Origin of the sequence: Streptomyces sp. NPDC014676 (genome assembly GCF_043084105.1) — a bacterium.
Classification (GTDB): domain Bacteria; phylum Actinomycetota; class Actinomycetes; order Streptomycetales; family Streptomycetaceae; genus Streptomyces.
Map to the genome: position 1 here is coordinate 97,894 of NZ_JBIBZI010000014.1, position 21,949 is coordinate 119,842.

The 21,949-nt window shown below is 70.3% G+C and carries 19 protein-coding genes and 4 pseudogenes; 9 read left to right on the forward strand and 14 right to left on the reverse strand.

The features are described from left to right. Nucleotides 1-55: 55 nt before the first annotated feature. A complete protein-coding gene (locus ACF1DX_RS30945) occupies nucleotides 56-814 on the forward strand; it encodes an SDR family NAD(P)-dependent oxidoreductase (protein ID WP_391794444.1) in 759 nt (252 codons plus the stop codon). 45 nt (nucleotides 815-859) lie between these two features. On the opposite strand, the pseudogene ACF1DX_RS30950 reads toward ACF1DX_RS30945, so the two are convergent. The 5 genes and pseudogenes from ACF1DX_RS30950 to ACF1DX_RS30970 form a co-directional block, all read right to left on the reverse strand. Further along, nucleotides 860-4,001 (reverse strand): annotated as a pseudogene (locus ACF1DX_RS30950) (Tn3 family transposase). Between the two features lie 150 nt (nucleotides 4,002-4,151). Then, nucleotides 4,152-4,262: pseudogene (locus ACF1DX_RS30955) on the reverse strand (dTDP-4-dehydrorhamnose reductase); the annotation flags it as partial. A 565-nt stretch (nucleotides 4,263-4,827) separates the two neighbouring features. Beyond that, nucleotides 4,828-5,046, reverse strand: coding sequence for a hypothetical protein (locus ACF1DX_RS30960; protein WP_391794445.1), 219 nt, complete (start codon nucleotides 5,044-5,046; stop codon nucleotides 4,828-4,830). Further along, the gene (locus ACF1DX_RS30965; protein WP_391794446.1) at nucleotides 5,039-5,410 is read right to left on the reverse strand and encodes a hypothetical protein; all 372 of its coding nucleotides are present in this window, start codon (nucleotides 5,408-5,410) and stop codon (nucleotides 5,039-5,041) included. Before ACF1DX_RS30965 ends, ACF1DX_RS30960 begins: the two co-directional genes overlap by 8 nt. 645 nt (nucleotides 5,411-6,055) lie before the next feature. Continuing rightward, a pseudogene (locus ACF1DX_RS30970) lies at nucleotides 6,056-7,287 on the reverse strand (RNA-guided endonuclease InsQ/TnpB family protein). Nucleotides 7,288-7,448: 161 nt separating this feature from the next. On the opposite strand from ACF1DX_RS30970, the gene ACF1DX_RS30975 reads away from it, so the two are divergent. The 6 genes and pseudogenes from ACF1DX_RS30975 to ACF1DX_RS31000 all read left to right on the forward strand — a co-directional run bounded on the left by ACF1DX_RS30975 (nucleotide 7,449) and on the right by ACF1DX_RS31000 (nucleotide 12,414). Further along, on the forward strand, nucleotides 7,449-8,285 hold the full coding sequence (locus ACF1DX_RS30975; RefSeq protein ID WP_391794447.1) for a helix-turn-helix domain-containing protein: 837 nt from the start codon (nucleotides 7,449-7,451) through the stop codon (nucleotides 8,283-8,285). An 82-nt stretch (nucleotides 8,286-8,367) separates the two neighbouring features. Continuing rightward, on the forward strand, nucleotides 8,368-8,838 hold the full coding sequence (locus ACF1DX_RS30980; protein ID WP_391794448.1) for a cupin domain-containing protein: 471 nt from the start codon (nucleotides 8,368-8,370) through the stop codon (nucleotides 8,836-8,838). Further along, nucleotides 8,835-9,554: an SGNH/GDSL hydrolase family protein gene (locus ACF1DX_RS30985; protein WP_391794449.1), complete on the forward strand. Its 720-nt coding sequence runs from the start codon at nucleotides 8,835-8,837 to the stop codon at nucleotides 9,552-9,554. Before ACF1DX_RS30980 ends, ACF1DX_RS30985 begins: the two co-directional genes overlap by 4 nt. 253 nt (nucleotides 9,555-9,807) lie before the next feature. Continuing rightward, nucleotides 9,808-10,310, forward strand: a pseudogene (locus ACF1DX_RS30990) (Tn3 family transposase); the annotation flags it as partial. A 277-nt stretch (nucleotides 10,311-10,587) separates the two neighbouring features. Then, nucleotides 10,588-11,721, forward strand: a complete 1,134-nt coding sequence (locus tag ACF1DX_RS30995; protein ID WP_391794450.1) for a methyltransferase — start codon at nucleotides 10,588-10,590, stop codon at nucleotides 11,719-11,721. Between the two features lie 558 nt (nucleotides 11,722-12,279). Further along, nucleotides 12,280-12,414: a hypothetical protein gene (locus ACF1DX_RS31000; protein WP_391794451.1), complete on the forward strand. Its 135-nt coding sequence runs from the start codon at nucleotides 12,280-12,282 to the stop codon at nucleotides 12,412-12,414. 72 nt (nucleotides 12,415-12,486) lie between these two features. Here the strand turns inward: ACF1DX_RS31000 and ACF1DX_RS31005 are convergent, their stop codons facing one another. Continuing rightward, entirely contained in the window at nucleotides 12,487-13,542 is a 1,056-nt protein-coding gene (locus tag ACF1DX_RS31005; RefSeq protein WP_391794452.1) for a hypothetical protein, read from the reverse strand. Between the two features lie 264 nt (nucleotides 13,543-13,806). Then, on the reverse strand, nucleotides 13,807-14,253 hold the full coding sequence (locus ACF1DX_RS31010; RefSeq protein ID WP_391794453.1) for an anthrone oxygenase family protein: 447 nt from the start codon (nucleotides 14,251-14,253) through the stop codon (nucleotides 13,807-13,809). A 91-nt stretch (nucleotides 14,254-14,344) separates the two neighbouring features. On the opposite strand from ACF1DX_RS31010, the gene ACF1DX_RS31015 reads away from it, so the two are divergent. Further along, entirely contained in the window at nucleotides 14,345-14,923 is a 579-nt protein-coding gene (locus ACF1DX_RS31015; protein ID WP_391794454.1) for a TetR/AcrR family transcriptional regulator, read from the forward strand. A 128-nt stretch (nucleotides 14,924-15,051) separates the two neighbouring features. Further along, the gene (locus tag ACF1DX_RS31020; protein WP_391794455.1) at nucleotides 15,052-16,272 is read left to right on the forward strand and encodes an MFS transporter; all 1,221 of its coding nucleotides are present in this window, start codon (nucleotides 15,052-15,054) and stop codon (nucleotides 16,270-16,272) included. A 289-nt stretch (nucleotides 16,273-16,561) separates the two neighbouring features. Here ACF1DX_RS31020 and ACF1DX_RS31025 read toward each other — a convergent pair whose 3' ends face one another. The 7 genes from ACF1DX_RS31025 to ACF1DX_RS31055 all read right to left on the reverse strand — a co-directional run bounded on the left by ACF1DX_RS31025 (nucleotide 16,562) and on the right by ACF1DX_RS31055 (nucleotide 21,800). Then, nucleotides 16,562-16,960 (reverse strand): hypothetical protein, encoded by a 399-nt coding sequence (locus ACF1DX_RS31025; RefSeq protein WP_391794456.1) that lies wholly within the window; start codon nucleotides 16,958-16,960, stop codon nucleotides 16,562-16,564. Continuing rightward, complete coding sequence (locus ACF1DX_RS31030; RefSeq protein ID WP_391794457.1) at nucleotides 16,960-17,235, reverse strand: hypothetical protein; 276 nt, start codon at nucleotides 17,233-17,235, stop codon at nucleotides 16,960-16,962. The genes ACF1DX_RS31025 and ACF1DX_RS31030 overlap by 1 nt, the downstream gene beginning before the upstream one ends. Before the next feature lie 92 nt (nucleotides 17,236-17,327). Then, entirely contained in the window at nucleotides 17,328-18,161 is an 834-nt protein-coding gene (locus ACF1DX_RS31035) for a hypothetical protein (protein WP_391794458.1), read from the reverse strand. A gap of 11 nt (nucleotides 18,162-18,172) precedes the next feature. Further along, nucleotides 18,173-19,051, reverse strand: a complete 879-nt coding sequence (locus tag ACF1DX_RS31040; protein ID WP_391794459.1) for an XRE family transcriptional regulator — start codon at nucleotides 19,049-19,051, stop codon at nucleotides 18,173-18,175. Beyond that, complete coding sequence (locus ACF1DX_RS31045) at nucleotides 19,051-19,329, reverse strand: hypothetical protein (protein WP_391794460.1); 279 nt, start codon at nucleotides 19,327-19,329, stop codon at nucleotides 19,051-19,053. The genes ACF1DX_RS31040 and ACF1DX_RS31045 overlap by 1 nt, the downstream gene beginning before the upstream one ends. 439 nt (nucleotides 19,330-19,768) lie before the next feature. After that, nucleotides 19,769-21,379 (reverse strand): hypothetical protein, encoded by a 1,611-nt coding sequence (locus ACF1DX_RS31050; RefSeq protein ID WP_391794461.1) that lies wholly within the window; start codon nucleotides 21,377-21,379, stop codon nucleotides 19,769-19,771. A gap of 91 nt (nucleotides 21,380-21,470) precedes the next feature. Next, nucleotides 21,471-21,800: a hypothetical protein gene (locus tag ACF1DX_RS31055; RefSeq protein WP_391794462.1), complete on the reverse strand. Its 330-nt coding sequence runs from the start codon at nucleotides 21,798-21,800 to the stop codon at nucleotides 21,471-21,473. Nucleotides 21,801-21,949 lie beyond the last annotated feature (149 nt).

Genomic DNA, 21,949 nt, shown 5'->3' on the forward strand with positions numbered 1-21,949 from the left:
CATCTGATCTGTGGCACCTGGGCGCATCCTGGTTGTCGCACGGTGGAGGAAGTTCATGACAGTCGACAAGATCGCTTTGGTGACCGGTGCGAATCGCGGCCTCGGGCGCAGCGCGGCCATCGCCCTGGCCACACGCGGGGTGCGGGTCGTGGTCACCCACCGCGGTGATGCGGCCGGGGCTGAGAAGACGGTGGAACAGGTGCAGGCCGTGGGTGGGACGGCCGCTGTTCTCCGGCTCGACATCAGCGACGTCTCCTCCTTCGCGTCCTTCACCTCCGAACTGGGCGCGCAGCTGGAGCGCTGGGATACTTCGCGGCTCGACATCCTGGTCAACAACGCGGGGGTGGGCGTCTTCGGGCCGCTGGAGACTGTCACGATCGACGACTTCGACACGGTGATGGGCACCAACGTCCGGGGCACGTTCTTCCTCATCCAGTCGCTCGTGCCGCTGCTGGCGCAGGGTGGTCAGGTCATCAACGTCTCGACGTCACTGACCCGCCACACCAGCCCCGCCACCTCGGTCTACTCCGCATCGAAGGCCGCCGTCGAAGCTCTGAGCCGCACCCTCGCCGCAGAACTCGGCCCGCGCGGCATTCGGGTCAACTCCATCGCCCCGGGACCGACCGCCACCGACTTCAACGGCGGAGCGATGCGGGACGACGCCGGAATGCGCCAGGTTCTGGCCGGACAGACCGCGCTCGGCCGCGTCGGCGAACCTGAGGAGATCGGTGACGCCATCGCCACGCTGGCCTCCGAGGGACTGCGCTGGGTCACCGCCCAGCGCATCGAGGTCTCCGGCGGCGCCCTCCTGTGACGCCGGGCGACGGCCGGTAGGGAGGCAGGCAGTGACAGCCCCAACTCACTCCGAGCCGACCGACTCGTCCTCATCCTCGTCCAGCTCTGGCGCATCAGGGTCCCGAAGCGGGCGCAGGGCGCCAGCGGCGGGAACACTGGCGGTGAAGCTGTAGCGGCCGAGCAAATTCAAGTTCTTGTGCTTGAGCGGGGAGAGCCGGGCGACGTCCTCGTCCCGGATCTCGTGTCCCTCCGCGCGGAGCTGGGCGACGGCAGCGTCGATGTAGCGGGTCGTCCAGAGCACGATGGCGTTGAGGACCAGGCCGAGCGCGCCAAGCTGGTCCTCCATGCCGTCGCGGTATGCCTGGTGGATGGTGCCGCGCCTGCCGTGGCACACGTCCCGCGCAAGCTTGTGGCGGGACTCCTGCACGGTGAGCTGGCGGTTCATCTGGCGGCGGTAGGTGTCGTCCATCGGGTCGACCACGCGTAGCAGGTGCTCGGTCTTGGCGATCCGCCCGTACTCCGCGACCGCCGCCCCGAGCGGGGTCGGGCGCCCCTCGCGTCCGAACATGCGCAGCAGGTCGTAGGCGCGGACCTGGTTGGTGACCAGGGAACCGGCGACCTTCAGCATGTCAGGCCAGTGCGTGATCACCTTGTTCAGGTTGACCCGGTTGCGGGCCAGGTCCTCCACCGCGCCGTAGTGGCCGGTCTCGACGCCGGGCATCGTGGCCCGCCAGAACCGCTGGTCGTCCAGATCGCGGAACCGCTGGCTGAAGTTGTAGCCGAGGATCTTGAACAGGCCGAACACCATGTCGGAGTACGAGGCGCTGTCGGTCACCACCATCTCCGGCTTCACCCCGCCATCGAGGTTCAGCAAGGCGTCCAGGATGTGCAGGGAGTCGCGCGGGGTGCCGGGAACGACCATCTGTCCGATGCCCGCGGCCTGGTCGTTGACGGCATTGAGCCAGGTGATACCCCGCTTGAACCCGAAGTACTTCGGCGACGGCGCCGCGTTCACGGTCCGGACAGGGACGACAAAACCGCAGGCCGTCCACCGAGGCCAGCAGCCCGTCGCCCCAGAACTGCACAATCGGGATCTCGGCCTGGGCTGCGATCAGCGCGGCGTTCGCCGCGGCGATGGTGTCGGCCCGCAGGTAGTACTGGTCGACGTGCACGAGCCGGGCCCGGGTCAGGGCCTCGTAGCCGGGGTTGACCACCGGGGCCAGGTTGATGTTGCACGCCTCGGAGACCAGCAGCGCGACCATGGAGGTGGACAGGTCCTTCATCCGGGTGGTGCCGTCGCCGAGGTGGACGAAGGCGTCGAGGAAGCCGGTCCAGGCGTTCACCTCGAACAGCAGGTCCGGCAAGTCGATCTTCGGGAGCATCTTCTCGACCCGCTTGCGCAGCCAGGTCAGGGACTTCGGCTCGCCGAGCGCACCGAGCTTGGCGACGTTCAGCTTCACCCGACCGTCGTCCTGCACCTCGATGGAGACCTTCGCCGCCGGCCCCGCCTTTTCCAGGCGTTCGGCGAGCTGCTTCCAGGCGGCGTCCAGGCCGCGCACCAGCTCCGCCAGGTGCTGTCCGACGGGCATGTCCAGGCTCAGCCCGGCCAGCACGTCCTCCTCGACCGCGGCCCAGTCGGGCCCGTCCAGCAGCCGGGCGCGCGGGTTGGACCATCGGTGCGAGGGCGAGGCGAAGACGTCGCGGTTGTTCAGGGGCCGGTGCAGTTGCTCCAGCACGCACACCACGTACGCGTCCCGGTCCACCGACCCCTGCGGCAGATCGGGGTTGGCGTACACCGCCTTGCGCCACACCGGCGGCACGAGCTTGTCGTCCACCTCGCGGCAGCAGCGGCTTGATGCCCACCTTCCGCCGCGCCAGCGCCGGAAGCCCGTGCACCCCGGCCAGGACCCGCTTTCCCGCGCTCGCCGCGTCCAGGGCCTTCGACTCGCCCAGCAGCGCGAGGAACGGGCGGACCGTGGCGTACCGGTTCGCGAGCGCGGCCCGCATCGCGACATCGGCCGTGTTCTCGTCCTCGGGCACCAGGGTGACCACGGTGGCCGCCGCAGTCATCACGGCGGCGCGCGGGGCGACCTCTTCCACCGCCGCCCACAGCGCGACCACGTCCAGGTCCGCCTCCTGCTCCTCGACCAGCTCCAGTTCCTCGAACAGCACCTTCGCCGCCCGCGCGAGCACCCGCGATGCCTTCTCCAGCTGAGGCAGCGTCGACAGCCGCTCCTTCTCCGTCTTGCGTTTCGCGGTGTTCAGCAGCCGGGTGGCCATCAGGACCTGGAACAGGTCGAGGGCCTCGTCGATGGCCTTCGCCTCCAGGTGCCGCATCACCGCGGTGAGCATCGCCGTGCGCTTCGGCTCCGCCGCCCGCTCCAGCAGCGACGCCTTCGACCCCAGCGCGTACCGGGCCAGCGCCGCCATCCGGTTCGGCGGGATCCGCGACAGCCTCAGCCGCCCCAGCCGGTACGCGCCGATCTCGTCCACCCGCTCCAGCGCGCGGGCGAACGCCGTGCCCGTCGTCCGTGTCGGCGGCCGGCGCAGCCGCTCCAGCTCTGAAGACCGCGCCCCCTCCGGCGTCTTCAGCGTCGCCACCAGCTCGCCGGGAAGCGCGCCGGATCAGCGCGGCGGGCCGCGCCCGCGACGGTGGCGTGCAGCCGCTTCCCGGCGACCTTCCGGGCCTCCGACACCTGCCGGGCCAGCACGCTCACCCCGGGCAGCAGCACCCGGTGACGGCGCAGCCAGCCCACCGTCTGGTTGAACAGCGCGACCGGCCCCTCGGCGTGCGTCCACGCCCGCCCGTGCAGAAAGGTACAGAACCGCCGGGACCACTCCGCATCGTCGTACTCGCGGTACTCGTAGGCGTCCCGAATCTCCCACGCGTGCTCGTACGGCGTCGGCTTGCGCTCGGTGTACCGCTTCACGCACGAGACGTCCTCGATGCCGAGCTGCGCGGCCAGGTGCTCGATCACGGCCCACGGCACGTCCAGCGGGTCGTCCGGGAGGAACCGGCCGATGTAGCGCACCGTGCACATCTGGAGGGCGAACCCGAGCCGACTATGGTCCCCGCGCCGCTTCGCGATCAGGTCGCGGTCGACGTCGTCCAGGAAGAAGAACCGCTCCAGCTCGGGCCGGGTCGGCTCCTCGGCGAACTTCCCGTACGACGCCGCCTGCTCGTCGGTCAGGAACTCCACGGGCACGAGCGCGACGCTATCGGCGCCCGCAGCCGCTCAGGGATCTTCCGTCGAACTTCACCGTCGGGCCTGCCGCCTGTGCTAGACGCCATGATCACCGGCTTAGCGTTAACCGCTGTACCGATGTTCCCCGAGGCCGCACACGGCACAAGAGGCGTCGCCCGGCCTCGTCGCGTACGTCGCGGCTGTCATGTGCCCGGCCTCCGCCGCCTGCCGGACCAACTCGGCACCCAGGAAACCGCTGCCGCCGATGATCAAAGTGGTCATGGCCCGGCACGGTAGGCCGTCCCAGTCGGTACTGGCACCGCTGCCCCAACCCGGGGTGTGACCGAGATACGCACCAAAGGGGGTGCCGGTAAGAACCGCGTCACCAGCCGCAAACGGCGGTGATCAGCCCTTGGATGGTGATCTTCCCGGGTTGTGGAACGTCGCGTAATTCCCCAGCCGGAGCTTCACGAAAGGGGCCAGGGGAATCACGGCGCCGACGCCTTCGTTCCCATGCGGACGCCGGAGCTGCTCCTCGTTCCCCACGGTCACCAGGGTTTGGGGGTTGAGGAGCATCGGCGTCCGATCGTGCGCCTGTACGCTCCGTGACCACCGCGCCGCATGTAATGCGCTGTTATCTGCGGCAGTACGGGGCGCCACCGGCCCAGACGAGATGCGGGCGGCACGCGAAGCAGCCCTGTTATCTGCGGTATCACGCCGCAGGCCGTTGCCGCACGATTCGGCGCGGTTCTTCCTCAACCCCCGCAATGCTGAGCAGACCAGCGGCCAACCCATGCCCTCAGCCGGACACACCGACTCAGTCACCAAGAATGATCAGCACCGCACATCAACCGGTGGATCCGGGCTCAGAGTCGGAGGTCGTTGACCTGCGATCTGCAAGCAGCAGCAGCGCGTCGGTTTCATTCAATCCCGCCACATGCCTCAAGGGCAGCACGGCGATGCGACATCCATCCGCATGCTTGTTCCCGTGTAAGAACCCTCTGTACACCGCGTAACAGAACGGGCAGTAGTCCTCTTCGTAATCGTCATCGAACGCCTCACCCATTTGCCCCACCCCTTCCTGTGGCCTGCCTGATCTGCGCTCGGCGGATCCGCCGCCGTTGTTCCCAGGCGCGGGACGTCGAGTCGCCCCACTTCAACAACGTCCAGAACGCTTCTACAGCCACGGCGAACAAAACGACCCAGAAAGCCGCCCAGCGCCACCCTGCCAGTGTTCCGTCAGATGGCCGCTGGGGGGCCAAGACCAACGCGATTCCGGTACCCAGCGTGACCAGTCCCAGGGTGTAGCAGTAGGCAGCGAAGCGGCTTCTGCGCCGCCAGCGCTTGAGATCGACACCTTGCTGCTGCACATATCGCGCACGTTCCACCGCCGAGAGTGGCGAGCTGAGCCATTGCTCAACCTCAGCCATGGAGTACAGGTAGGGCCTAGCCCGGTATCCCCAACGCACCGAGAGCACAAGGAAGATCGCTGACAGTGCCAGAAGCAGCAGAGCCGGGCCCGGCCATCGGAACTTCTCTACGTCTGCAGCGACCACGCCCAGCATCGCAACAGCACCAGCCGCCAAGAGTGGCGCAGCGATCCCCGTCACGGATTCAACGGTCCGCCCGAATCTCAAGTCGCGTCCAATTTGACGCTCTTGCACAGACACTCCCCATGATGACGCTATCCAGCGGCACTAGTGTTCTGCATGCCGATGATCCCTGCATCTCATCTGGGCAGGAGGCGCCCCGCACTGCGCATACAACGGCGCATTACCTGCGGCGCGGTGATCACGGAGCGTACAGGCGCACGATCGGACGCCGATGTTCCTCAACCCCCGGTTTCCGGGCCACCTGACAGCCGCTGATCATCAGGGCTCGTCAGGGCGGTCAAGGGTGGGCGAATGCCCAGCGCGGAGTGCCGCCGAAGGCGCCCTTGAGGGCACTGTCCAGCCCCACACTCAGCAGTCGGGCGGCCCGTCACCGGCTGCAACCAACTGGGGAATTACGTGGAGCTGAAGGTGCCTCTGGTGACTCCACCCACCGCTGAAGCGGCGGGCTTCCTGCGTCGGTAGCTAAGCACCGTCGCAGAGGACCAGCCCGGCCCTGCTGAGCACATTGAGCGCGCCGACGTGGTCGGCGTTGGCGAGGAAGCCGCACGCGGTGCACTCGAACTTTGCTTGGGTGACGCGGTTCTCCCTGGCAACATGCCCGCAGTGGGGGCAGGTGCGGGTGGGGGTACCTCCCGCTTGCGGGGGAGTGTTGCGGGCGTCCACCGGGATCACGCGGCGAGCGGCACTCTCAGCCTTCTGCGCCAGGATTCCCAGGAACATCCCCAACCCGCGTCGAGGATGCTGCGGTTGAGTCCGGCTTTGGCGGCGGCTCCGTTCGGCAGGAAGCCGCCGGACTGCCTGGGGTCGGGCCTGCTTGCCGGGCTCTTGGTCATCCCGGCGGTGTTCAGTTTCTCGTGGGCGACCACGTCGTGGTCGCGGATCAGTTCGTTCGCCCGCTTGTGGTGGTGGTCGAGCCGCTGCCTGCGGATCTTCGCGTGGATGGTGGCGACCTTCCGGGCGGCGGCCCGGTGCTTCTTCGTGCGCTGCCGGGTGCGGTGGGGGAACGTCGCAAGGTGCTGCTGGGCGGCGGCCAGCTCCTTCGCCATCGTCTCCACAAAGCGCGGGTTGTCCACGTGCTCACCGTCGGACGTGGTGAAAAAGTGCGTCACGCCCATGTCGATGCCGACGATGCTCCCCGTCGGAGGCAGCGGCTCGGCCGGTACGTCGTCGCAGGCGAGGACGACGTACCAGCGGCGGCCCTCCCGCTTCACGCTGATCGTCTTGACCCGGCCGCGCACGGGCCGGTGCCCGTGCACCCGCACATGCCCGACCCTCTGCAGCCGCACCCGGGTCTGCCCCTCGTGCGGGGTGGAGTCCCAGCGGCAGCCGTCCCCGTCCTTCGGGAAGACCACCGTGTCGAAGTGGCCGACGCCCTTGAACCGGGGGTATCCCGGCGTGAGACCGGCCTTTACCCGGCGGAAGAACGCTTGGAACGCCCTGTCCAGACAGCGCAGCGTGGCCTGCTGGGAGGAGAACGACCATCGGCCCTGCCGCTCCGGATCGAACGCCCGGATCTCCTTCAGCTGCGCGGACTGACCGCCGTACCGAACACTGGTCTTCAGGCTGTGCCGGTAGGCGTCCCGACGCTCCTGCAACGCGCCGTTGTACAGCGAGCAGTGATCGGCCAGCATCCCGGCAAGCGCCTGCTCCTGGCGCACCGTGGGCCGCAGAAGGAACTTGTAGGCACGCACCACCCCAACCACCCCCTGTCGTCATCACACGGTCACAGTCAGTCCAGACAACCTAGCGGGCCCCACTGACAACCGTGCGGATCCGTACAGAAAGCCGAGGTCAGAGCAGTGCAAGAAGCCATTCCCCACCCCGCTGAAGCGGAACGTCCCCTGGCCAGGTCCTGATGGAGGACCACACGGCCACCGGGATCGTTGCACATCCGGCGCCCGTCTTGCGGCAGTACGTCGACTCGTATGTCGGCTTCGACCTCCGCGGGCTCCCGACGGGGGTGCACTGCGGCCCGCCGAGCCGCGCGCTCACTGCGGTGATCAGCCTGTCAGACCCTTTGGAGGTGGCGGCGGGCGTTGACGACGGGTCACCGGTCACCCGATTCGGCAGCGTGGCCGGCGGTCTGATGTGCCGGTCCGTCGCGATTCACCACGACGGACGCCAGCAAGGTGTTCAGATATCGCTGACACCGCTCGGGGCCCGGGCCGTCTACGGCATGCCCGCCGCCGAGCTCGCCCACCGACTGGTCCCACTCGACGAGCTTCTCGGAGCGCTTGCCGTCGAGCTGGTCGACCGGCTCCGATCGGCGACGACATGGGCGGCGCGGTTCACCGCGCTGGACGAATTGCTCCTCCGAGCTGTCGGCCGTGGCGCCTGCGGCGACCATGTGCGCCGGGTGCGTCCCGAGGTGGCCGAGGCGTGGCGCCGCCTCGTCGCCGCGCGGGGTCGAGTCCAGGTCGGTGCGGTCGCCGCGGAACTCGGCTGGAGCCGTCGGTACCTCACCGAGCGGTTTCGCGGTGAGGTGGGCCTGTCGCCGAAGACCTTCGCCCGAGTCCTGCGTTTCGAGCACGCGCACGAACTGGCGGCGGCGCAGGACCCGCTCCCGTGGGGCGATGCGGCAGCCGTCTCCGGCTACGCCGACCAGGCCCATCTCGTACGGGACTGGCGCGAGTTCACGGGCCGATCGCCGACGGCCTGGCGTCGCGGCGAAGTCCTCCTCGGAGCCGGGTAGCCGCCGACCGTCTGCCCGTCGCGTCGGCTTCTCTTCCCTTTTCTTCAAGACCGCCCGATCGCCGGCGTGGACGATCGCCGGCATGAGACTCGTCCACCACGAACGCAATGCCATGGACCTGCGGACCACCCCCGTGCACCTCGGACTGGGATCGAGAGCGAAACCCGTCGAGGGCTTCACCTGGGACCCGGAGGTGCTCCAGGCCTACAGCGCCGCGGTCGCGGCAGACGGCGCCGAGGGCCGGATGGTGATGATCTTCGACGGCGACGGGCCCGGCGACCACTGGGAGAGCCACCCCGCAGGCGACGAACTGGTCGTCTGCCTCAGCGGGTCCGTGACGGTCACCCGCGACGTGGACGGGGTGCCCGACCGCGTTCTGCTCGGGCCGGGCGAGGCCACCATCAACCCGGCCGGGGTATGGCACGTGGTCGACATGGAGAGGCCGGCGTCCCTCCTGGCCATCACTGCGACCCTCGGCACCGGCCACCGTCCTCGGACCGACACCCGCCCGACCGAACGCGTCGGCACGCCCAGCCCGGAGGAAGCGCCGTGACGACACGCATCGCGTGCCTCGGCGACAGCCTCACCCGCGCGCAGTTCAGCGTCGACTACCTGGATCTTCTCGGACGACGCCACCCTCCCGGTGACGTGCGGCTTGCCCGTTTCGGCGCCAACGGCGACTTCGCCTACAACCTCTTGCAGCGCCTCGACGCCGTCGTCACGAACCCACCCGATGTGATCACCGTGTTGATCGGGACCAACGACGCCCGAGCGAGCCTTGCCGGCTACCCCGTCGAGCGGGCCATGAAGCGCAAGCAGCTCCCCGATCGTCCGTCAGCAGGCTGGTTCCAACAGTGCCTGGGAGCCGTCGTCGCACGGCTGCGAGCGGAGACCGACGCGACGATCGGTCTGCTGTCGCTACCGGTACTCGGCCAACGACTCGACGGAGCAGCGGCACAGGCGTCGCAGGCGTACAGCCGGATGATCGCCGAGGTCGCCGCCACCAACGAGGTGGCCTACCTTCCGCTCCACGAACGCCAGATCGAGGAACTGCGCCAAGCGGACCCGCCGCCGATTTCATACCGGGAAGTGACGCCCGCAGCGGCCGTCGGCGTCCTCGTCCAGCAAGCGGTGCTGCGCCGCAGCCTCGACACGATCTCGCGGCGGCGAGGTCTCGTGCTCACGACCGACCACATCCACCAGAACAGCCGCGGCGCCGCCCTTATCGCTGAGGTCATCGACGCCGGTCTGCTGACCCGGAGCGCGTAGCCGGTTCCGGCGCCCGGCCAGTCGGATGCCATCCACCGCGCGGAGGTGGCATCCGATCCAGGCGGTCGACGCCTGCGCCATCCGGCTCGTCCGGCTGCGTGACCACCGCGAGGGCACCTGGCTCACGGTCCCGTGGCGGCTGCTGTCGTCGACCGCGACCCCATTCGGCGAACTGATGGCTCTGTCGATGATGAGGAGCAGCGTTTCCCGGGCAGTTCGGGAGGCACTGCCCGTGCTGGATGTCGATGGCTTCTCCGTCCACACCGGCGCCGTCCGCGCCTACGACGTGATCCGGATGCTGTCCCGCGACGGCCGCCCCACCCCGCTCGGCGACGTCATCGCCCACTACGGGCGGATCGCCAAGTCCCTCCACATTCTGCGCCTGGCCGACGAGCCCGGCTACGCCGCCAGATCAAGAGCCAGGCCAACCTCCAGGAGGGCCGCCACTCCCTCGCCCGGAAGATCTTCCACGGCCGTAACGGGCAGCTCTACCAGCGCTACCAGGACGGCATGGAAGACCGGATCGGTGCCCTCGGCCTGGTCCTCAACGCACTCGTGCTCTTCAACACCAGGTACATGGACGCCGCCGTGAACCAGCTGCGCGCGGACTGCTTCGACGTCCGTGACGAGGACGTGGCCCGCCTCTCGCTGTTCGTGCGGCATCACGTCAACATGCACGGCCGGTACTCCTTCCAACTGCCCGATCTGCCCGGCGGGCTGCGCCCGCTGCGCAACAAGGACGCCACCGAGGAGTGACGAGCTGTGTTGGGCGGGGACAGCTCTCCCCGCCCAGCCCATGCGCTGGTTTGCCTGCGGAGAGAGGGCTGTGCGAGCCTCTTACCTCATCTCTCTGAAAGGGCTGCTCGTGACGCTTGGCATGGTTCTCGGCGACTCCTCCTCTCGCGCTTCGACGCGGGAGCGGTAGCCCTACCTGCCCTGACACACGCGCCCGTGCTGCAGCACGGGCCGTTTGCCCTGCTCCTCGTCGAAGTGCTCTTCGTGCCCCTGCACGTTCGATCACGAGGAGTACATCGTGTCCACGATCCACTGGACCGAGACGAACACCCCCCGTTCCGCCCACTGGCATTCCGAGAGCGCGACACCGCCTCCCAGCCGGGTCATCGGCGCGGACGACCGTATGAAAGCCGACACTGCCTACCGCCTGGCCTGCGAGGGAACTGCCTTTCTGTGGCGGGGCGACTTCCACAACGCACGTCAACTACTGCAAGCGATGGGCCGCCGTATCGACCGGAAACCTTCCCGGCAAGACGGCAGCCCAGCAGACTCCTTCCACCCGCACCGCAAGGCCCGCGGCCACCGTGCCCGCGTGCTCGGCAGACTCCTCGTCCTGCTGGAAGACGACTACCGCCTGAACCTGCGCAGGGCCCCCGATGTACGCCAGGCATGCACCGAGGCGTACGGTCCGCCGTCCGAGCCGATGGCCATCTCGCTCACAGAACTACTGGGCGTGATCGGAGCGCATCAGTGGCGCACGAAGGGTGTGGAGGTACCGGCCCTCGACGCTCGCATTCACCCGCACTACGGCGTGTTCTCCCCCGCCAGGGGCGAATACGTCGACCTCATTGCACATGCACCGCTCCCCGCACCGGCGGCCCATCGCGCGGGTCGCCGTACCGCATTTGACCTCGGGACGGGGACGGGAGTACTCGCCGCCGTCCTGGCCCGCCGGGGGATCGACCACGTCGTGGCCACCGACATCAGCCCGCGTGCCCTGGCCTGCGCACGCGAGAACGTCCGCCGACTGCGCTTCACCGGGCGTATCGACATCGTGGGCCCTGGCCTGTTTCCCGAAGGGTGCGCGGACCTCATCGTCTGCAACCCGCCCTGGATTCCAGCCCGGCCCACCTCCGCCGTGGAGCAAGGTGTCTACGACCCGGGCAGCAGCATGCTCCGCAGCTTCCTGGACGGACTCACCGCGCATCTCGAACCGGGAGGTGAAGGATGGCTCATCCTGTCGGACTTGGCCGAGCATCTCGGACTCAGGGCGCGCAGCGAACTTCTGGCCGGCATCAAGGCAGCGGGTCTGCACGTGGTGGACAGAACGGACACCCGGCCGCGGCATCCGCGAGCGAGGGACACCGCTGATCCCCTCCATGCTGCCCGCGCCGCGGAAGTCACTTCGCTTTGGCGTCTCGCCAGCACTTGACGATCAGCGTCGGCTGTCACCGGGGGCGAGCAGGCTGGTGACCTCGGCGATCGCCTCCGGGGACGGGTGGAAGTACTTCCGCACTGATGGGGCTCTTTGAATTTCCCCATCCGCTGCTCAGGTGTTGGCCAGACTTGCTCACCGAGTTCCCCACTTTCGGTGGATCGGCGCAGGAACAAGTGGGCTCGGACATACATACTGCGCCTGGACCGAGCGTCGCCTGTGCCACGACACCGTTGTGGTCTTGACCTTCCCGTGTCCGCGTTGGACGGGGACACGGCTGCGCTCTTCCGCCGCCATGGCGAGCAACACGGACGGCGACACCCGATCCGAGTCGAACGTCTCCGTATGCCCGCCGAGATTGCCCACCTCAGCCGTAAGGAAGGGTGACAGGCCAAGTTCAGTGATCAGTCGGCGCTTGACCGCAGTCTCCACGATCAGGGCCTGGGCGCCGGTCTCAAACGGAAGCGCGGCCACCACGTCCCAGCCAACCGCAGAGAACTGCGCGAGTCGGCTCGTCCCGGTTCCGGTGACACCGACCTTCAGCGCGAGCTGATCGTGGCGAACACCCATGACGGGCTCGCCCAGATCGCCGGCATGTCCGGCGTGCCCCGCTCCACGGTGTACGGGCACCCTGACAAGATCAAAACCGTGCCGCGCCGGCCGAAGAAGACCACCGCGGCGAAGCCCTGAGAACTACCCGTGGGTTGCTTGTTCCCTGGTGCCCGAACTGGGACTACAGGTCCTCTCCGGGTGCCGGGGCTCTCAGTAGTAGCGGCGGACGAAGACGTCCGACGTGCCGTTGGTGTCACCGGGCACGATGTCGTCGGCCGCGGAGTGGAAGACCACGTCGCGCCCGCCGGCGCTGACCGCGTCGGTCCCGGCCGAGGCGGGCCGGTCCGAGACGGTCTCGTCGGTGCCCGTCTCCAGGTCGCGCAGCACGAGCGAGGGCCCGTCCGTGCCGTGCGGGGCGTACAGGAGGTAGCGGCCGGTGGGATCGATGGCCACGCCCCGCACGTCCGGCACCAGTCGGTCGGTGCCCGAGCTCATGTCGTGGACGTGGGTGTCGGAGCCCGAGAGGTAGACGACCTTGCCGCCGTCCTTGCTGAGCTGGACGAGTTCCGCCGCCTTCGACGGGCCCTCGATCGGGCCGGAGGTGGTGCCGCCGGTCCGGTCCCACACGAAGACGTCCTGGGCCTGGCCGTCCTGGTAGGCGACGTAGCGGCCGTCGCCGCTGAGGGACGGCCGGGACGAGACGGTGTGTTCGAACTCGGCGATGATCTGCGCGGTGCCGGCGTGCCAGTCCTGTACCTCGACGCGCTGCCGGGACGGAGGTCGGCCGGAGGTGGCGGCCTGGGCGATGGAGCGACCGTCCGTGCTCAGCGACGGCTGGCTGCAGCTGAGGCCCGGGCAGTTGATGCCGATCGTGCTTCCCGAGCTCACCTGGGACAGGAAGGTTTTCGTGTCCCTGAACAACAGCCCCCACAGGGCGACGTACTGCCCGTCGCCACTGATCACCGGGCGCTCGATCGGGGGCGTGTTGGTGCTCATCAGCGTGGTCCGGCCCGTCCGCCGGTCACGGACGAACACCCTTTTCCATGTCACCGGGTCGGCGGAGGTGAGGTTGTTCGCCGACGACGAGAAGGCGATACGTCGGCCATCGGCCGTGATCGTGGCGCCGGTGGAGTCGCCGTCGCCCTGGGTGCCGTCGGTCGCGACACTGATCCGCTCGACCTCGGCTCCGCCGTCACTCGCGGCGGCCGCGGGCAGCACCGCCGTGACCGCGCAGACCGCGATCGCCGCGCTCAGGGCGGTCCGCACCCGTCTGGTGGTGCTCCGGTTCGTGTTTCCCCTCATTTTCCCCCCAGTAAGGACATGGTCCCTTCTCCGGCTCCCCACCGGAGGACCACGAGCATGCAATCGTGAGGGTGATCTGAGGTCAATGCGTCACATGACGTATTCAGAGGTGCGGTTTCGGTCGTGTGAGGGTGGTCCGCTCCACCTCGTCCGGGCGCTTCCCCCGAGCGGCGGGTGTCGGGCGGGAACCGCACGACGGCTCCCCCTGCGTGGTCCCGGCCCGCGGGCTCAGGTGAGGGCGGTGGCCAGCAGGGCGAAGGCGGCGATGATGACGGCGACGCGGGCGTAGTGGTAGCGGTCCCAGCGGTTCATCTGCTCCTTCCAGTCCTCGGGCCGGTTCTCGGGTGTCCACGTCCTGCCCCGGTTGTTGATCGGGACGAGCAGCAGGACCGACATGATCACGCTGACGATCAGCAGCGCGGCGGCGGTGACGACGAGGCCGGTGCCGTGCCGGTCCCATCCGGCGACGGCCCAGACCGCGACGAGGACGAGCGAGCCGACGTACCAGAACGGCATCACGGCGCCGAGCATCCGGCCCCCGTGGGCGCGGCCGAGCTGATCGCTGTCGCCGGGGAGCGCGTTGAGGATCGGGTTGATGACGAAGGCGACGGAGAACTCCACCCCCACCATCAGTCCGACGACCACGGTGGTGAAGACCTCGAGTGCGGTGAGCATGACTACCCCTCCTGGGATCTAGCACTGCTATTTGATGAGGCAACGCTAGACCTACTGCCGCTCGAATGTCTAGCAGTGCTAGGATCGGGGCATGTCGGTACAGGAACGCAAGGAGCGCGAACGGGCGGTCCGCGAACGCCTCATCGTGGCGACGGCCCGCGAACTCGCCGAGCAGCAGGGCTGGGACGCGGTCACCACCCGCCGGCTCGCCGAGCGCATCGAGTACAGCCAGCCCGTCCTCTACAGTCACTTCCGCGGCAAGCGCGAGATCATCGGCGCCGTCGCCCTCGAGGGCGCCGCCGAGATGGCCGCGGCACTGCGGGCCGCTGCCTCCGCCGCCGACAGCCCGCGCGCCCGGGTCACCGCCCTCGCCCGCGCCTACCTCGACTTCGCCGCACGCAACCCGGCGGTCTACGACGCCATGTTCCGGCTCGACGGCGGCCTGGCCTTCGCCCGGGAGGACACCCCGGAGCCGCTGCAGGACGGCTTCGCCGCCCTGCTGGAAAGCCTCACCGAGGTCGCAGGCGACGGCGTCCACCCGGGACTGTTCACCGAGGTGTTCTGGGCGGCCCTGCACGGCCTGGCCACCCTGTCCCGGGCGGGACGGCTGCCGCCGGAGGACGCCGGGCACAGGGTGGAGCTGCTGGTGGACCGGCTCGCCGTCCTCTGACGCACCGTCCGGGCGGACGGGCGGTCAAGATCGTACGTGCGCGGGCCGGGGTCAGGACCGGGGCGGTTGCTACACTCCATGAGTCGGCCTTCGGCGCCCCGAATCGGGTGCGCGCGAAGGCTTTTTTCATGCCTTCCGACACATCTGCCTCCGGCACACCTCCCACCACCTACCGTGACCTGCTCCGCAACCGTGAATGCGTCGGCCTGTACGCCGGCTTCACCCTGACGGTCGCCGCGAGCACCCTGTCGGGCTTCGCGCTCGGCACGTTGGTCGACCAGCAGACCAAGTCCCCGTTCCTGACCACGGTGAGCATGTACGGCGCCACCTTCGCGACGGTGCTCGGTGCGCTGACGCTGATGTCGGTCGCGGACGGAAGCCGTCCTCGCCGGACCCTCGCCGCACTCCAGTGCGTCTCGCTCGCAGGTGTTGCCGCACAGGCGGTCCCAGGGCTGCCGCTCGCCGCCCGGTTCGGTCTGCTCTTCGTCCTGGGGTTCTTCCAGTCCCTGGGAACGGGAGCGCGGATGGGACTGCTCGCCGAGGTGGTACCGCCCTCCTCGTACGCACTGGCACGTTCGCTGATGAACATCACCTCGGGCGGTACGGCCATCCTCGGCTACGCCATCGGCGCCGTACTCCTGCGGTACCTGAGCCCGCAGGAGGTCTTCACCGTCGCAGCGGCCCTGACCGGCATGGGGCTGATCATCGTGGTCGCGACCGTCCGGGAACGCTCGATCCGTCCGACCCTCCGCCCCGGACTGCGCCGGACCTGGACGACGAACACCCGGCTCTTCTCCCACTCCGGCCAACGCGCGCTGCTGCTGAACCTGTGGGTCCCCAATGGCCTGATCGTCGGCTGCGAGGCCCTGTTCATCTCCTACGCCCCCCATCACGCCGGCGTCTTCCTGGCCGCCGGATCGGCAGGCATGCTCCTCGGTGACCTGGCCATCGGGCGACTGCTGACGCCCGAGCAGCGGCGCCGCTGTGCATTCGCCCTGCGACTGCTGCTCGCCGTCCCCTACCTGCTGTTCGCCCTCCATCCCCCCGTGCTGGTGGGAACAGCCGCGGTGTTCATCGCGAGTGTCGGCTTCGCCGCCACCCTGCCGCTCCAGGAGCAGCTTCTGGAGCTGACCCCTGATCCGGTCCGCGGCCAGGTCCAGGGAGTCGAGTCCGCCGGCCGGATGACGTGGCAAAGCATCGGAGCCGCCATCGCCGGCGGCATCGCCCAGCACTCCACTGCCGGCACGGCCATCACTTCCGTGGCCGCCGTCTCCATCGCCGTCACCGTTTTCTCCCGGCCTTCCGTGCTCCGCGCCCGAGCCGCCCATGCCGAAGCGGCCCACACGTAGAAACCCTCACAACGGTGCGAGCGGCGGGCGCGTCCGGGCACACCCGCCGCGTTTCGCTGCTTGTCGGCGGCGTCCTCGTCACGGACATCGAACCCGCCGCCCGGGCTGCGCTGACAAGCCACTCGGTTCCGGCCGCCCTACGACCGCGCCTTCCACGATGTCGTGGCCGGTCCGGTACAGGTGCGGGATGTTCCGGGCCCCTCACCCGCACACTCCGCCGCCTTCCGCCCCCGACGCACGGGAAGGGCACCACCGACGACGAGGCCTCGCGGGGACGCGGACCGGCCGTCTACTCCTCGGGGTGGACGGCCTGGACGCCGGTCCCCGCGTACGCCTTGGGCGTCAGGGTGAGCAGGAAGCGGCCTGTGGGGTGGGCGGGGGAGGGCCGGGCGGCGTGGATGGCGTGGACGGCGGCCCAGGAGTGTCCGAAGCGCAGCAGTTCGGTGGCCGTGACCGCGGCGTCGGTGTCGAAGGCCTCGATGCGGATGAACCGCAGTCCCTTGACGTAGCCGAGGAGTCCGGGCCGCTCGGCGTCGCCGGCCGTCAGCGACAGCACCGGCGCGTACAGGGTTCCCAGCCCGCCGGAGGCCTGGACGTAGAACGCCGCGACCGCCTCGTTGAACGGGTCCTTCGGGTCGTACAGTGCCGCGGCGGTCGTGTGGTCCAGGACGACCGGGATCGCCCCCACTACGCGGCTGCCTGCGGGGTGCGCCGCGTCCCGCCCAGGCGCTCCAGCAGTGCCCGTGCCTTCGCCTCGGCCTCGGGGCCCGGTGCGGTGCCGAGGGCGGAGGCGAGCTCGGCCCGGGCCAGCTCGGCGCGCTCGGCGTACTCGGCCTGTGTCGGGGTGCCCTGCGCGAGGTCCTCGACCAGGGAGCGGATGGTCGTGCCGTGCTCGGCCGCCAGCACGGCCAGGCGGTCACGGGCCGCCACGCTCACCTTGATGCTCGTCTCGTCTGCTGCCATGCCTCTACCGTACCGCGATCCTCTACTACCGGTAGAGGGTCGGCGTGCGTACGTGCTTGGAGCCTGCGATCGTCCCGCGGCCGGTGTCCGGGTCAGGGCGTGGCGGCTCCCCGGTGTGCGCGGGACGGCCGTGCCCGGGAGTCCTCGTTCCGGTCGTGGTCCGTGCGGACGGGCAGGGCGGGCGCGGTGGCGCGGGGGGTGCGGGTGCGGGCCTTCCACGGTGGGGCGGCGGTGAGGAGGAAGCCGACCCTGTCGGCGAACCGGGGTTCGGGGACGGGCAGTTCGATGGTCGGGTGGCGGTCGTAGTGGGGGGTGACGGCGTCGGCGACGTAGTTGGTCAGGGCGTCGATGCGGTGGGGCCGCCGGCGGCGGCCCGGGGCCGCGAGTTCGCTGAGGACGCGGAGCACGGTGGGGAGTCCGGCGTCGAAGCGGATGTCCGTGGTGGGGCATGCGCCGGTGACGGTGAGGGGTTCCGACGCCCCGGTCCCGGGGGTGAGGTCGAGGCCGGTCTGCTGGGCGTAGAAGGCGGCGGCGTGCTGTTCGCCGCGGACGCGGTGGTGCAGGGAGAGGGTGTAGCAGGCCGGGGGGTGGCCGTCGCCGGCGGCGTACTGCCACCAGAAGCGGGCGCCGTCCTCGATGCCCGCGAGGTGGAGGGCGCAGCCCAGGAGCCAGGCGCTGTGGTGGTCGGGGACCTGGTCGGTGAGGAAGGCCAGGACGTCGGGGGTGAGGGCGGTGACGGCGGTTTCGCACAGCGTGTGGAGCTGCCGGGCCGCGGCCGGGTCGGAGCGGTCGGGGCCGGCGGGCGGGGCCGCGGCCGGCAGGGAGGCGGCGGGGCAGGTGCCGTCGTCGTGGGGGACGGTGTCGTCGGGGACGTCGGGGTGGTGGTGCAGGCGGGCTCGGGCGAGGAGCTGGTCGATGGCAGACATGGCGGGCGGGGTCACTCCCGGGTGTCGGGGGCGCCGAGGAGGGCCTCGACGGTGGCGCGGGCGTGGTGGTCGACGGCGTGGGCGATGGCGGGGCTCAGGCCGAGGACGTGGGGGATGCGCTGGTCGGGTATGCCGCACAGGTAGTGCAGGACGGCGACGTCCATCTGGTCGTCGGGCAGGCGGCTGATGGCGTCGAAGAGATCGACCAGTTCGGACAGGGCGATCATGTGTCCGGGGTCCTGGCGGGTGCGGATCTCGCGGGTGGAGAAGACGGCGGCGCGCAGATCGGGGTGGCCTTCGTGGCGGGGGGCGCGGAGCATGACCCGGGAGCGCAGCAGGAGCCAGGCGTAGCGGTTGAGGTTGGCGCTGGCGGTGGCCTCGTTCCAGGAGAGCCACAGGATGTCGTTGGTCTCCGCGACGACGCCCCGGGCCCGCCGGTCGGTCAGGAGGAAGGCGCGGGCGTATTCCAGGTAGGGGTGGTGCATGGTGTCGGTGAACGCCTGGTAGGGCAGCGGGGGTCCTTCGGCCTCGTGGGCGACCTGCTCGATGCACTGGCGGATCCACTCGGGGCCCTTGCGGGCTTCGCGGGCGGCGGCCGTCCACAGCCGGCGCATGGGTTCCGTGGGGATGCCCAGGACGCGGATCACGCTGAAGGTGATCTCCCAGGCGGGGTAGTAGCCGTTTCCGCGCAGGAGTTCGCTGATCCGGGTCTTGGAGTAGCCGGACCGGTCGACGAGGTCGTCCAGGGTCAGGCCGCTGGTGCGGTGCACATTGCGGACGGGTTCGAGCCAGGCGCGGTGCAGCGGGCCCGCTTCCGGGGAGATGGGGGCCGGCGGGCGGCCCCGTCTGACGCTGTGCGGTGGGGGCTGGGCGGCATCGGACGACGGCATCACCGCGGTACCTCCTGACCGTCCCGCCGCCGCCCGGCCGGGACGCCGGCGGAGGACGGCGCGGCGTCCGCGGGACGCTCTCCGTCCGACGGGGAACGTCCGTCCGACGGGGAACGTCCGTCCGACGGCGTGAGCGCCTGGACGACCTGCTGCGCGAGCAGGCCCAGGGAGGGCAGCAGGACCGCCGCGGCGGCCGCGTGCCCGAGCACGGTCATCACCGTGCTCCATGTGAGGGCCGCCGCCAGGACGACAGCGGCCACCACCTTCTTACTCGACATCGCACTCTGTTTCTGTGAGCGAACGGCACCAACGAGCCCTCCGTCAGGCGGTGCTGAAGCGCCATCAGGAAGGGACCGCCAGGATGGCCGCACACAGCCGTCCGACGCTATGTGATCATGGGATTACGGAACAATAAGAAGACCCGCCACTTCCCGCTACGCCCCGCCACCCGCCTCGCGGGCCTCGTGGCGCGGGGGTTCATCCCTTTGAGGAGAAAAACAGCACTTCTGCTCTGCAATTGCACGCGATCCCTCATCATGGATGTTCGCAAGGCGCCACTCGACGCCGCACCACGTGCGGCCCCCTGTGCTGAAGAAGGAAGAGGGGGCCGCACGGCCCACCACCCGTGCGCCCCGGTCCCGCGTGGCCGGGCGAGGCGGGCCGGAGGACATGACCCCGTCATGCCGGTACGAAGTCTCCCCGGCCCTGCCCGGAGCATCAGGCGGCAGCCGAGGACGGGCGGTCCCCTGGGCCGAGTGAGCGCAGGATCCGGGCCTCCTCCTTGCGGGCCGCGAGGGGGGAGACGCGGCCGGTGGCACGGCGGAGGGAGAGGCCGGCGAGGGCGTCGGCGGTCTCGTTGAGGTCGTGTCCGACGTGCCCCTTGAGCCAGCGGACCTGGACGCGGTCGCGGTGGCGCAGCAGACGGTCCATGAGGTGTCTGCCCTCCGGGAAGAGAAGGGTGCGGTGGGCCGCCGCCGGGTCCGCGCGGTCCAGGGCCGCGTTCGTCGCCCCCACCGCCTCGACGCTGTCGCACAGGACGACCACGGGCACTTCCTCGTGGCGCCGGAGGAGGCTGAGGGCGGCCGCGCAGATGCCGATGACCTCGGCTTCGCCGCTGCTCGAGGCCATGGAGTCGCCGTATCCGGTCGTCCCGTCCTCGGCGGCCCAGCCATGGCCGCACAGCGCGGACTCGTCACCGACCGCGGCGTCGGCGACGGCCACGACGGCGGTGTCGGGGAGGTCGTCGAGCAGGGCGTAACGGTCCCTGTCGGCCGGGGCCGTCGCCGCCGTGCCGTCGCCGTCCTCGCCCGCGCCGGTGAGGGCGGCGGCGAGGGCGTGGTGGCAGTGCGGGCAGTCGCCGGCCCGCTCGGCGCAGTGGGCCCGGTGCCCGGCGGTCAGTTCGCGCACCCCGTGCCACGACTCGGGCTCCGCGGTGGCGAAGCGTACGAGGGCCGCGGCGCGGCACTGTGCGACGAGCTCCGCGACGGGCCCCGTGGCCGCGCACGCCCGCATCCGGTCGTGGAGGTCCGCGGCCCGGAGCCTGGCCTCGCGGGCGCGGGCGGCCAGGACCGCGGTGTCCTGGTAGGCGTCGTCCAGGGCGTCGAGCTGCGCGTGCCGTGCGGTGAGAGGGCGGGCGAGTGCGTCCCGTTCGGCCCGGGCGATGGCGTAGCGGCCCCAGGCCAGCGCGGAACGGGCGTGCCGGTTCCATCGTCCGGCCACCGCGTCGTGCGGGAGGTGGGGATTCTCCTCCTCCCGCGCGTCGCGCAGGAGGGCCTGGACGAAGGCGTCGTCGGAGTGGTCCAGCAGTGCGCGCACCGGTGCCGGCGGTTCGCCGCCCGCCGATCGCCGGTCCCACGCCCACTGGGCGAGGTCGCTCTCCGGCACCCGCGGCGTGCCCTCCGGCACTCCCCTGTCGCGGAGTTCCTCCCGCAGCGCCGTGGCGTAGGCCTGCGGGTACGCGACGCGCACCACGCGCAGCTCCAGCGTCTCCACCGGCCGGGAGAGGCCTGCCGTGCGGCGGGCACGCTGCTCCTTGCACACGGCGTCCGCCCGCGACCGGGCCCGGCGCACCTTGCGCGCGTGCTCGCGCAGCCGCCGCAGCCGCTCGGCGGGCCGGCCCGAGAGCTCCGCGCGCCGGACGTCCCCGCGGGCGAGGACGTCGGCGTGGGCGAGGGCGATGGCGATGGGACCGGCGAGCGAGGCGTGCTCCAGGGCCGCGGCGGTCTCCTCGGGGCAGATCCCGTTCATCCGTGCGAGGACGGCCTCCTGCAGGGCGGTGAAGTCCTCGGCGAAGCGACGGACCAGCGCCGCGTGCTCGGTGATCGTCACGGTGGCCTTTCGGGTTGCGGGCGGGCGGTGATCGGCGTGGGCGGGAGCGACCGCGGGCCCGGGGGACGTCCGCCGGGTGTGGTCGTACGGGTCAGGCGCCGGCGGCGTTCGGCGGGTGGACCTGGGCGTAGACGGTGAGGAACAGCTCCAGGGCGGCGCGTTCCCCGGGTGCGGTGCGGCCGGAGGCGAGGCGGGCGCGGGCGTCACGGTGGGCGCGGCTGAGGTGGCCGCCGCGTTCCAGGTGGTGCCACAGGAGGCGGAACGTCTGCTGGTGGTCGTAGAGGGTGGTCTCGTAGGAGGCGCCGGTGATGTGGCGGGCCTGGACCAGCAGGGCCCGGAAGTTCTCCTCGCTGTCGCGCTCCGGCAACTGCGCCGAGTGGCGGTGGTACACGGTCAGTTCGGGATCGTCCATCTCGGTCAAGCAGGTCCCTCCACTCGTGAGGCTTCCTCTGGCGGCCGGTCCGGGGCAGGCCGCGGCGGCCGGACCGCGGCAGTTCCCGCCGACCACGCGCCGACCGGAAGCACCTACAGGTAAGCATGCCATTGAAAGCAGCGTCAAACGTGCCAACG

Excerpts from the sequence above, each read along its gene's own strand:
- ACF1DX_RS30960 (WP_391794445.1), bottom strand. The coding sequence starts at position 5,046 with ATGGGTGAGGCGTTCGATGACGATTACGAAGAGGACTACTGCCCGTTC.
- ACF1DX_RS31035 (WP_391794458.1), bottom strand. The coding sequence starts at position 18,161 with ATGTCTGCCATCGACCAGCTCCTCGCCCGAGCCCGCCTGCACCACCAC.
- ACF1DX_RS30980 (WP_391794448.1), top strand. The coding sequence starts at position 8,368 with ATGAGACTCGTCCACCACGAACGCAATGCCATGGACCTGCGGACCACC.
- ACF1DX_RS30975 (WP_391794447.1), top strand. The coding sequence starts at position 7,449 with ATGGAGGACCACACGGCCACCGGGATCGTTGCACATCCGGCGCCCGTC.
- ACF1DX_RS31030 (WP_391794457.1), bottom strand. The coding sequence starts at position 17,235 with ATGGCAGCAGACGAGACGAGCATCAAGGTGAGCGTGGCGGCCCGTGAC.
- ACF1DX_RS31045 (WP_391794460.1), bottom strand. The coding sequence starts at position 19,329 with ATGTCGAGTAAGAAGGTGGTGGCCGCTGTCGTCCTGGCGGCGGCCCTC.
- ACF1DX_RS30965 (WP_391794446.1), bottom strand. The coding sequence starts at position 5,410 with ATGGCTGAGGTTGAGCAATGGCTCAGCTCGCCACTCTCGGCGGTGGAA.
- ACF1DX_RS31020 (WP_391794455.1), top strand. The coding sequence starts at position 15,052 with ATGCCTTCCGACACATCTGCCTCCGGCACACCTCCCACCACCTACCGT.
- ACF1DX_RS31040 (WP_391794459.1), bottom strand. The coding sequence starts at position 19,051 with ATGCCGTCGTCCGATGCCGCCCAGCCCCCACCGCACAGCGTCAGACGG.
- ACF1DX_RS30945 (WP_391794444.1), top strand. The coding sequence starts at position 56 with ATGACAGTCGACAAGATCGCTTTGGTGACCGGTGCGAATCGCGGCCTC.
- ACF1DX_RS31010 (WP_391794453.1), bottom strand. The coding sequence starts at position 14,253 with ATGCTCACCGCACTCGAGGTCTTCACCACCGTGGTCGTCGGACTGATG.
- ACF1DX_RS31015 (WP_391794454.1), top strand. The coding sequence starts at position 14,345 with ATGTCGGTACAGGAACGCAAGGAGCGCGAACGGGCGGTCCGCGAACGC.